The organism is Catenulispora acidiphila DSM 44928, assembly GCF_000024025.1.
Lineage (GTDB): Bacteria > Actinomycetota > Actinomycetes > Streptomycetales > Catenulisporaceae > Catenulispora > Catenulispora acidiphila.
This window is the reverse complement of record NC_013131.1, coordinates 8,122,775-8,133,865: the sequence shown is the minus strand read 5'-3', so window position 1 is coordinate 8,133,865 and position 11,091 is coordinate 8,122,775. Positions and strand designations below refer to the sequence as shown.

1 protein-coding gene and 1 pseudogene are annotated in these 11,091 nt (G+C 71.9%); both read left to right on the top strand.

From position 1 onward, the window contains the following. Positions 1–14: 14 nt before the first annotated feature. On the top strand, positions 15–5,528 hold the full coding sequence (locus CACI_RS34670) for a type I polyketide synthase (RefSeq protein WP_015795561.1): 5,514 nt from the start codon (positions 15–17) through the stop codon (positions 5,526–5,528). A gap of 46 nt (positions 5,529–5,574) precedes the next feature. After that, positions 5,575–11,037: pseudogene (locus tag CACI_RS34665) on the top strand (SDR family NAD(P)-dependent oxidoreductase); the annotation flags it as partial. Between the last annotated feature and the right edge of the window lie 54 nt (positions 11,038–11,091).

The following is an 11,091-nucleotide window of genomic DNA, read 5'->3' as shown; positions in this document are numbered from 1 at the left end:
GAAGGGCACGCGCAATGGCGACGACCGAGGACAAGCTCCGCGACTACCTCAAGCGCGTCACCGTCGACCTCACCGAGGCCCGGCGGCGGCTGGAGGAGTCCGAGAACGCACGCCGCGAACCGATCGCGATCATCGGCGCGGGCTGCCGCTTCCCCGGCGGGGTGAGCACCCTGGAGGGACTGTGGGAGACGGTGCGTTCGGGCACTGACACGATCACCGGCTTCCCGACGAACCGCGGCTGGGACACCGACGGTCTCTACGACCCGGACCCCGAGGCGCCGGGACGCACCTACACCCGCCACGGCGGCTTCCTGCACGACGCCGCCGACTTCGACGCCGAGTTCTTCGGCATGAACCCGCGCAGCGCGCTGGCCACCGACCCGCAGCACCGCCTGTTCCTCGAGACGGCGTGGGAATCCTTTGAGCGCGCAGGGATAGTGCCCGGCTCGCTGCGCGGCAGCAAGACCGGCGTGTTCGCCGGGACCATGCACAACGACTACGCGATGCGCTACATCAACGCGCACCCCGCCGAGCTGGAGGGCGCGTTCCTGCTCGCCAACGCGCCGAGCGTCCTGGCCGGGCGGCTGTCCTACACCTTCGGGCTGGAGGGTCCCGCGCTGACGCTGGACACGGCGTGCTCCTCCTCGCTGGTCGCGGTGCACCTGGCGATGCGGGCGCTGCGCGACGGCGAGTGCTCGCTGGCGCTGGCCGGCGGCTCGACGGTGATGTCGACCACTGATTCGTTCATCGAGTTCTGCCGGCAGCGCGCGCTGTCCGCCGACGGCCGATGTCGTCCGTTCTCGGCGGATGCCGCCGGTGCCGCGTGGTCCGAAGGCGTCGGCGTGCTGTTGTTGGAACGCCTTTCGGACGCCCAACGCAACGGCCGACGGATCCTCGCGGTGATCCGGGGGAGCGCGGTCAACCAGGACGGCCGCAGCAACGGGATGACGGCGCCGAACGGTCCCGCGCAGGAGCGCGTCATTCTGGCGGCCCTGGCCGACGCCGGTCTCGACACCGCCGACGTGGACGCCGTCGAGGCACACGGCACGGGCACGCCGCTCGGCGACCCGATCGAGGCGCGGGCACTGGTGGCGACGTACGGCCGCGGCCGCAAGACCGACGACCCGCTGTGGCTGGGCGCGTCGAAGTCGATCTTCGGGCACACCCAGGCAGCGGCAGGGCTCGCCGGAATCCTCAAGATGGTCATGGCGATGCGGCACGGGGTGCTGCCGCCGACGCTGCACGCCGAGGTGCTCAGTCCGCACGTGGACTGGGACGCGGAGGCGCTGAGCCTGGTCACCGCCGAGCAGGAGTGGACGCGGCGCGGCGGGCCGCGGCGGTGCGGGGTGTCGGCGTTCGGGCTGAGCGGGACGAATGCGCATGTGGTGCTGGAGGAGGCGCCGGATGCTGCTGCTTCGGCGGCTTTGGTTTCTGGGCACGGCGGTCCGCTGGCTTGGGTTATCAGTGCTCGGACTCCTGCCGCTTTGCGCGGTCAGGCTGAGCGGCTGCGGTCGTTCGAAGACACCGAGCCGCATGACGCCGGTGATGTCGCGCGGGCGTTGGTGTCGACGCGAGCGCTGTTCTCGCATCGGGCCGTGCTGCTCGGCGACGACCGGGACGCGCTGCTCTCCGCGCTCGACGACTACGTGGCCGGGCGACCGAACCGGGACGTGGTTACTGGCGTGGCGCCGGATCACGCTCCGCGTGCCTTCCTGTTCACCGGTCAGGGCGGTCAGCGCGCCGGAATGGGACGCGAGCTTCACGCGGCGTTCCCGGTTTTCGCCGCAGCCTTCGACGAGGTCTGCGACGCCCTCGACCCGCACCTCGACCGCCCGTTGAAGGACGTGGTCTTCGCCGCGCCGGACAGCCCGGATGCCGCGCTGATCGATCAGACGCGGTACACGCAGCCGGCTTTGTTCGCGTACGAGGTCGCCGCTTTTCGGCTGCTCGAGTCGTTCGGTATTGCGCCGGATTTCGTCGCGGGGCATTCGATCGGCGAGTTCGCGGCGGCGTTCGTCGCCGGGGTCTGGTCGCTGGCGGACGCGGCGCGGTTGGTCGTGGTCCGGGCGGCGCTGATGCAGGGCCTTGATGCCGCCGGCGCGATGGTCGCGGTCGAGGCTTCGTTCGATGAGGTCGCGGCGTCGCTGGTCGGGCTGGAGGACGCGGTGGCGGTGGCTGCCGTGAACAGTCCGACGTCGGTGGTGCTGTCCGGCGAGGAGAAGGCGTGCCTGCGGCTGGCGGAGCAGTGGCAGACCGCCGGTCGGCGGACGCGGCGGCTGGCGGTCAGCCACGCGTTCCACTCGCCGTTGATGGCGCCGATGCTCGATGCGTTCCGGGCGGAGTTGGCTCGCGTGGAGTTCGCCGCGCCTCGGTTGGCGCACGCGACGAATCTGGGTCCTGATGGTTCTGGTGGACCGGATTGGGACGAGCCGGAGTACTGGGTGCGGCAGGTGCGCGAGACCGTCCGGTTCGAGGAGACGGTTGACGCGCTGGTCGCGCAGGGTGCGGCGGTGCTGATGGAGGTCGGGCCGGACGCTGTCCTGGCTGGGCTCGCGCAGGGGTGTCCCAGCGCTGCCGATGTGCGGGTCGTTGCTTTGCAGCATCGGAAGCGCGCGGAGGTTGAGGCGCTGGTTGGCGCGCTGGCGCAGGGATGCGTGGCGGGCGTCGGGGTGGCGTGGGACGCGTTGTTCGGGCCGGTGTCCGGCGTGCCGTCGTTCGACCTGCCGCTGTACGCCTTCGACCGGACGCGGTACTGGCTGCCGCCGCGTCCGCGTGAGGCGCAGGTGGAGTCGGTGGGTCAACGTGCTCTGACACACCCGCTGCTCGGTGCGGCGGTCGAGGTCGGGGACGACGGCGCGCTGGTGCTGACCGGGCGGTTGGCGGCGGCGGAGCTGCCGTGGCTGGCCGACCACCGGGTGGCCGGCGCCGAGCTGGTGCCCGGGACGGCGGTGCTGGACGCGGTGCTGGTGGCCGCCGAGCGCGCGGGGTGCGAGCGCGTCGAGGAGCTGGTGTTCGAGGCGCCGATCGTGCTGCCGCCGAGCGGGGTGCTGTTCGTGCAGATCGCGGTGGACGCCGAGCGGGGCGTTCGGGTCTACACGCGCGGCGCCGAGGACGAGGTGTGGACGCGGCGGGCCAGCGGCCGGCTGGGTTCCTCCGGCACAGGTGTCGCAGAAGTCTGCGACTGGGCAGTCTCCTGGCCGCCGTCCGGGGCGTCCGAAATCGACGCCGAACGTGGCTACGACCGGCTCGCCGATCTCGGCTACGAGTACGGCCCGGCGTTCCGCGGCGCGGTGCGCGTGTGGCGCCGCGAGACCGAGCTGTTCGCGGAGGTCGCAGCGCCCGAGGGGCTGGACCTCAGCGGCTTCGGCCTGCATCCGGCGCTGCTCGACGCGGCGTTCCATCCCATGCTGCTGACCGCCGACGAGACCGAGCCGCGGGTGCCTTTCCTGTTCCGGGGCGCTCGGCTGACGGCGACGGGCGCCTCGGCGCTGCGCGTGCGGCTCACGGTGGCGGGCGACGAGGTTACGGTCGCGGTCGCCGATCTGTCCGGTAACCCAGTCTTCGGCATCGACGCCGTGGTGGTCCGCGCGGCGCCCGCGAGTGCGATGGCTGCTGCCGGGCCGACGCCTTACGTCGTCGAGTGGATCGACGCCACCCCGACCGCACGCAGCACGCCCGACCCCACCACGCTGGTGATCCCCGCAGTCATCGCGCCTGACACAGACCCGATGCTTGCCGTCCGCGAGGCAACGACCTCGGCACTGGCAACAATCCACCAAACCATCGAATCGTCGAGCCGCGCGGTCTTCCTCACGCATAACGCCTTCAACGGCTCTCTCGCCGACGCCGCAGTATGGGGTCTGATTCGCACGGCTCAGGCAGAGAATCCTGGCCGATTCGTACTGGCCGATGTGCCACTCGGGTTCGACGACTGGGGTCTGCTGGCCGCGTGCGACGAGCCACAGGTACGGATCGCCGACGGCCGCGTCTCCGTCCCGCGCCTGGTCCGCCACACACGTACCGACGCCGACACCGACACCGGGACCGCGTCCCTGCCGGACGGCCCAATCCTCATCACCGGCGGCACCGGCGGCCTCGGCGCCCTGATCGCCCGCCACCTGGTCGAACACCACGGCGTCAGCGAACTGATACTGGTCTCCCGCAGCGGCACCGACGCCCCCTCCGCCCCCGCCCTCCGCGAACTCGGCGCACAGGTCACCATCACCGCCTGCGACGTCGCCAACCGCGAAGCCCTCACCAAACTCCTGGCAGAACACCCGCACCTCGCCGCAATCATCCACACCGCAGGCATCCTCGACGACGCAACCCTCACCACCCTCACCCCCACCCGCATCGACGCAGTCCTGCAACCCAAACTCAACGCCGCCTGGCACCTCCACCAACTCCGCCCCCACACCCCCCTGATCCTCTTCTCCTCCCTAGCCGGCACCCTCGCCAACCCCGGCCAAGCCAACTACGCAGCAGCCAACGCAGCCCTCGACGCCCTGGCAACCCACCGCCGCACCCAATCCCAACCAGCAACATCAATAGCCTGGGGCCTCTGGCCCACCCCCACCGGCATGACCACCACCCTCACCCCCACAGAACAAACCCGCCTCACCCAATCCGGCCTAACCCCCCTCACCACCCCCGAAGCCCTCACCCTCTTCGACACCGCCCTAGCCGAAGCCTGCGCCCTCGCCCCCAGCGCGACTCAGGCCACTGAGCCAGGTTCCCCCAGTGCGAGCATGGCCTCCGCACCCAGTGCGCCCGCAGAAGCCACTGTGCTCAGCTCGAGCGCCGCACCCAGTGCGCACACCCCCGGCGCCGCCTCTGCATCCAGCGCTCCGAGCGCCTTCGCCGAAGCTGCTACTGCGGCCGCATCTGGTGCAGATGTCTCGGCATCGCACACGGCTACTCTCATCGCGGCCACGTTCCACCTCCCCGGCCTCCGCGCACGCGCCGAAGCCGGCACTCTGCCGCCGATCCTTCAAGCTTTGGTCCCTGCGCGCCGCAAGCCAGCCACTGCCACCGCCGCACCCGCACTCCGCACCCGCCTCGCCGCCCTTCCCGAGCCGCAGGCCAAGCAGGCGCTCGTCGACCTGGTCCGCGCGCACGTCGCCGCCGTCCTTGGCTACGCCGGTCCGGCCTCCGTCGACCCCGATCGGGCCTTCGCTGAGCTCGGCTTCGACTCGCTCACCGCCGTCGAGCTGCGCAATCGCCTTGAGGCCGACACCGGCTTGAGTCTGCCTCCGGCGTTGGCCTTCGACCACCCGACCGTCGCCGCTGTCGGCGCGCACCTGTTCGTCGAGCTCGCGCCTGCCGCGCCGGATCCGCATCAGGCTCTGCGTGCCGCGCTCGCTGAGGTCGAGGACTTGGTGCTCGCACGGCCTGATCCGGCGCTCGCCGAGTTGGTCGCCGCCACGCTTGCGCGCCTGACTGCTGGGTCCGCCGGCGATGGCGTCGAGCAGCGCATCAACGACGCCAGTGATGAAGAGATCTTCGCCTTCATCGACAACGAACTCTGATACACACCTCCACCCCCGAACTCTGATTCCCGAAAGGTCGCCTGTCATGGCCACTGAGGAAGAGCTCCGCAACTACCTGAAGCGGGTCACGCGCGACCTCACCGACACGCGTCGGCGGCTCGCGGAGACCGAGCAGCAGCTGTCGGACACTGAGCGTGCGCGGCATGAGCCGATCGCGATCATCGGGATGGGCTGCCGTTATCCCGGCGGGGTCGCCGGGCCCGAGGACCTGTGGGATGTGGTGTCCAGCGGGCGGCATGCGATCGGGGAGTTTCCCGGTGACCGGGGGTGGGACGTCGAAGGGCTCTACGATCCCGACCGGGACGCCTTCGGCAAGTCCTACACGCGCAACGGCGGCTTCCTCTACGACGCGGCTGATTTCGACGCCGGGCTGTTCGGTATGAGTCCTGGCGCCGCGTTGACCAGCGATCCGCAGCAGCGGCTGATGCTGGAGACGGTCTGGGAGGCGTGCGAGCGCGCGGGTATCGACCCGATGGCGTTGCGCGGCTCGCGCACCGGGGTGTTCGCCGGGGTCATGTTCGACTTCTACTGCACCCGTTTCCTCGGCGCCGTGCCGCAGGAGGTCGAGGCCTCGCTGTTCACCTCGGCGCTCCCGAGTGTGCTGGCCGGCCGCATCTCCTACACGCTAGGCCTGCACGGCCCGGCAGTCAGCCTCGACACCGCCTGCTCCTCCTCGCTGGTCGCCGTCCACCTCGCCGCGCAGGCGCTGCGCAATCGCGAGTGCTCGATGGCGCTGGCCGGCGGCGCGACCGTGATGGCCACGCCGGACTCCTTCGTGGAGTTCAGCCGCCAGGGCGCGCTGGCTCCCGACGGCCGCTGCAAGCCCTTCGCCGAGGGCGCCACCGGCGCGGCGTGGGCCGAGGGCGTCGGCGTCCTGCTCCTGGAGCGGCTGTCCGACGCCGAGCGCAACGGCCACACGATCCTGGCCGTCATCCGCGGCTCGGCGGTGAACCAGGACGGCCGCAGCAACGGCCTCACCGCCCCCAGCGGCCCGGCGCAGGAGCGGCTGATCTGGGAGGCACTGGCCGACGCCCGCCTCGACGCCCGCGACGTCGACGTCGTCGAAGCGCACGGCACCGGCACCCCCCTCGGCGACCCCATCGAAGCCCGCGCCCTGCTGGCCACCTACGGTCAGAACCGAGGCGACGGCGAACCGCTGCTCCTGGGCTCGGCCAAGGCCAACTTCGGCCACACCCAGGCCGCCGCCGGAGTCGCGGGCATCATCAAGATGGTCATGGCGATGCGCCACAACGAGCTGCCACCCTCCCTGTTCGCCGAGAACCCCTCCTCCCAGATCGACTGGGACAGCGGCGCGGTACGTCTGCTGGACGCGGCGCGCCCCTGGCCGACCGTCGACCGCCCGGTCCGCGCGGCCGTCTCCGGCTTCGGCATCAGCGGCACCAACGCGCACGTCATCATCGAGCAGGCGCCGGAGACGGAGGCAGCAGAGCCCGAGCCCGAAGCCCGAACAACCCCGAATCAGGACCCTTACGTCTGGGTCCTGTCAGCCCGCACCGAGAAGTCTCTCCGCGCCCAAGCCGGCCGCCTCGAAGTCTTCTCCCGCGCCGCCGATCCCGCCGACCTGGCCGCTGCCGGTCCGTCCCTGGCCCGCCGCACCACCCTGGAACACCGCGCCGCCGTCGTCGCCACCGACCGCGAGGTGCTGACCGCCGCCCTCGCCGCGCTCGCCGACGGCACCCCGCACCCGGCCCTCGCCGTCGGCACCGCCGCCGCCGACGTCCGCCCGGTGTTCACCTTCCCCGGCCAGGGCTCCCAGTGGGCCGGCATGGCGACGGAACTGATGGCCGCGAACCCGGTCTTCGAAGACTGGATGACCCGCTGCGACACCGTCCTCGCCCCGCACACCGGCTGGTCGGTCGTGGACGTCCTGCGCGGTGCCGACGGCGCACCGACCCTCGACGGCACCGAAGTCATCCAGCCCGCGCTGTTCGCCGTCATGGTCTCGCTCGCCGGTCTGTGGCGCTCGATCGGCGTCGAGCCCGCCGCCGTGATCGGCCACTCGCAAGGCGAGATCGCCGCCGCCGCCGTCTCCGGAGCGCTGTCGCTGGAGGACGCGGCGCGCGTCGTGGCCCTGCGCAGCCGTGCGCTCCTCGGCCTCAGCGGAACCGGCGGCATGCTCGCCGTAGCCCTGCCGCCGGAGGAGATCGTCAAGCGCCTGCAAGCGTTCGACGGTCGCCTGTGGCTCGCGGTGTACGCAGGTCCCGCATCCGGCGTCGTCGCCGGCGACCCGGACGCGCTCGACGAATTCGTCGGAGCAGTCGGCGAGAACGTCCGCACCCGCCGCGTCGGCGTGGACTATGCCTCCCACACCCCGCACGTCGAAGCCCTCCGCGAGGAAATCCTCGCCGTCCTCGCCGGAACCGCACCGGTGTCCACGGACATTGCGATGTGCTCCTCCCTGAGCGCCGAATTCATCGACACCGCGCGTCTGGACGCCGCCTACTGGTACGAGAACCTGAGCAACCCCGTCCGCTTCCGCGACGCCATCGCCGCCTTCAAGGACTTCGGCACACCGCTGTTCGTCGAGGCCAGCCCGCATCCGGTGCTGGTCGGCGACATCGCGGACATCCTGGAGGACGCTGGCGCATCCGGCGCTGCGACTGGTTCGCTGCGCCGCGACGAAGGCGGCTGGCAGCGCTTCCTGCTCGCCGCCGCCGGAGCCTACGTCCTCGGCGCGCCGGTGGCCTGGACCGAGATCCTCGGCCCGGTCCAGCGGCAGGTGGACCTCCCGACCTACGCCTTCGATCGCCAGCGCTACTGGATCGACAACATCGAGCGTGCCGCATCCGGCGCCGGGATGAGCGCGTCCGCGCACCCGCTGTTCACCTCCGTGGTCTCCTTGGCCGACGGCGGTCTGCTGCTCGCCGGACGCCTGTCGCGCACTGCGTCGCCGTGGCTGAACGACCACGTCGTCGAAGGCGCGGCGCTGTTCCCCGGCGCCGGATTCGTCGAGCTGGCTTTGGAAGCGGCTGCGGCGGCGGGCTGCGGGCACCTGGAAGAACTGACCCTGGAAAACCCACTGATCCTCCCCGAATCCGGGGCGGTGGACTTGCAGGTGGTGGTCGGCGCCCCGGACGCCGACGGGCATCGCAGTGTCGGTATATACGCGCAGTCCGGATCGGAGTGGGAGCGGTGCGCCGCCGGCTCGATCGGCACGGGCATCGCCGCTGCCGGTGGCTGGACGTGGGCCGCGCAGTGGCCGCCATCCGGCGCGGGCATGGACGTCGCGCAGCGCTACACCGATCTGGTTTCGGCGGGCTATGAATACGGACCCGCATTCGCTGGCGTGACCGCCGTCTGGCGCCAGGGCGACGAGATCTTTGCCGAGATCGCTGCGCCGGAAGAGCTCGACGTCACCGGCTTCGGCATCCACCCGGCAGTCCTGGACTCCGCCCTGCAGCCGGTCCCGCTGACCGGGGGATTCAGTGACCTGATGCTCCCGTTCATCTTCCGCGACGTGCGTCTGTACGCCGCCGGAGCCTCCGCGCTGCGCGTGCGGCTCACGCTCGACGGCGACGACATCGAGATCGCAGCGGCAGACCCCGAGGGCCGACCGGTGTTCGTGGTGAAGTCGCTGCGGGTGCGCAAGATCGCGGCTGAGGCGCTGCGCTCCCGCTCCGAAGACCGCGTGACGCTGTCCGGGATCGACTGGACGCCGCTGGCCGTCACCGCCGACGACACCCTCACCTGGCGCGTGGTCGACGACCTCGCTGAACTGGACGGCGCGACCGAGGCGCCGGACTTCGTGGCGGTCCGCATCGCCGGCTCCGGCTCGACCGGCGCCAACGCCGCCGTGCCGTTGCCCGAAGCCGCTCGAACCCGCACCCTGCACGCCCTCGACGTCCTGCGCGACTGGCTGAACCGCAGCGAGCACGAGCTGTTCGCCGACACCCGGCTGGTCCTCGTCACCACTGAGGCCGCCGGGACGCAGGCCACTGACATAGCCTCCAGCGCCGTCTGGGGTCTGGTCCGCGCCGCGCAGTCCGAGCACCCCGGCCGCTTCGTCCTCGCCGACGTCCCCGAAGGCTTCTCCGGCTGGGGTCTGCTGGCCGCCGCGATCGCCGCTGACGAGCCGCAGCTTGCGGTGTACGACGGCGAGCTCTCGGTCCCGCGCGTCGCGGCCCGAGCCGCATCTGAGGCGCGCGATCAGCCCTTCGGCATTGGCAGTGTCCTGATAACCGGCGGCACCGGCGGTCTCGGCGCCCTGGTCGCCGAACACCTGGCGACCCGCCACGGCGTCCGCCGCCTGATCCTCACCTCCCGGCGCGGTCTCGACGCCCCCGGCGCCGCCGAGCTGGTCGCCCGGCTCGCCGACGCCGGTGCCGAGGCCGACATCGTGGCCTGCGACGCCGCCGACCGTGAAGCCCTGGCTGCCGTTCTCGCCGCGATCCCCGCCGACGCGCCGCTGACCGGTGTCGTGCACGCCGCGGGCGTCCTGGACGACGCACGCCTGGAAGCCCTGAAGGCCGAAGGCGTGGACCGCGTCTTCCGCCCGAAGGTGGACGCGGCGTGGAACCTGCACGAACTCACCGCCGATATGCCGATCGAGGCCTTCGTCCTCTTTTCCTCGCTCGCCGGTGTGTTGGGCAACGCCGGCCAGGCGAACTACGCCGCTGCCAACGTGGTCCTGGACGCCCTGGCCGCGCAGCGCCGCGCCGTCGGGCTGCCGGCGGTGGCGGTGGCGTGGGGTCTGTGGGGCACGGCGACCGGGATGACCGGCGAGCTGACCGAGGCCGAACTCGCGCGGCTGGCACGCTCCGGCGTCGCGCCGCTGACCGGGGATCAGGGCCTTGAGTTGCTCGACGCCGCGTTGCACGCGTCCGACCCGCTGGCCGTCGCGGCGGTCTGGAACGCCGCCGGACTGCGCGCGAGCCAGACCGACGGCGTCCTGCCCGCCGTGCTGCGCGGTCTCGTTCCCGCCAGCCGCCGCGCCGCAGCGGCCGGACCCTCGGCGGCAGCAGGCGGACTGACTGCGCGGCTGGCTGCGATGAGCGCGCAGGAAGGTCGGCAGTTCCTCGCCGACCTGGCGCGCTCGCACGTCGCCGCCGTGCTGGCCGCGCCCGGACCGCAGGCCGTGGACCCGGACCGGCCGTTCAGCGAACTCGGCTTCGACTCGATGACCGCCGTGGAGCTGCGCAACCGGCTCGGCGGCGCCACCGGGCTGCGGCTGCCCGCGACGCTGGCGTTCGACCACCCGACGGTCAACGCGCTCGCCGACTTCCTGCACGGCAAGCTCGCCCCGGCCGCGCCCGCGCCCGACGACACCCTGCGGGCCGCGCTGGAGGAGATGCAGCGCTCGCTGGCCGAGCACGACGACGCGATGCGGGCCAAGGTGACCGCGATCCTGCACAGCGCGCTGAACCGGCTGGGCTCCGCCGCCGAGGGGACCGAGGCCGCGCCGGAGAAGATCGCGATGGAGGCGGCGTCCGACGACGAGCTCTTCGCGTTCATCGACAGCCAGCTGTGACCCCGCCCCCGACCCGACTCCGCTGCCGGCTGTTTGCCGCTAAGTGAAAGGCCT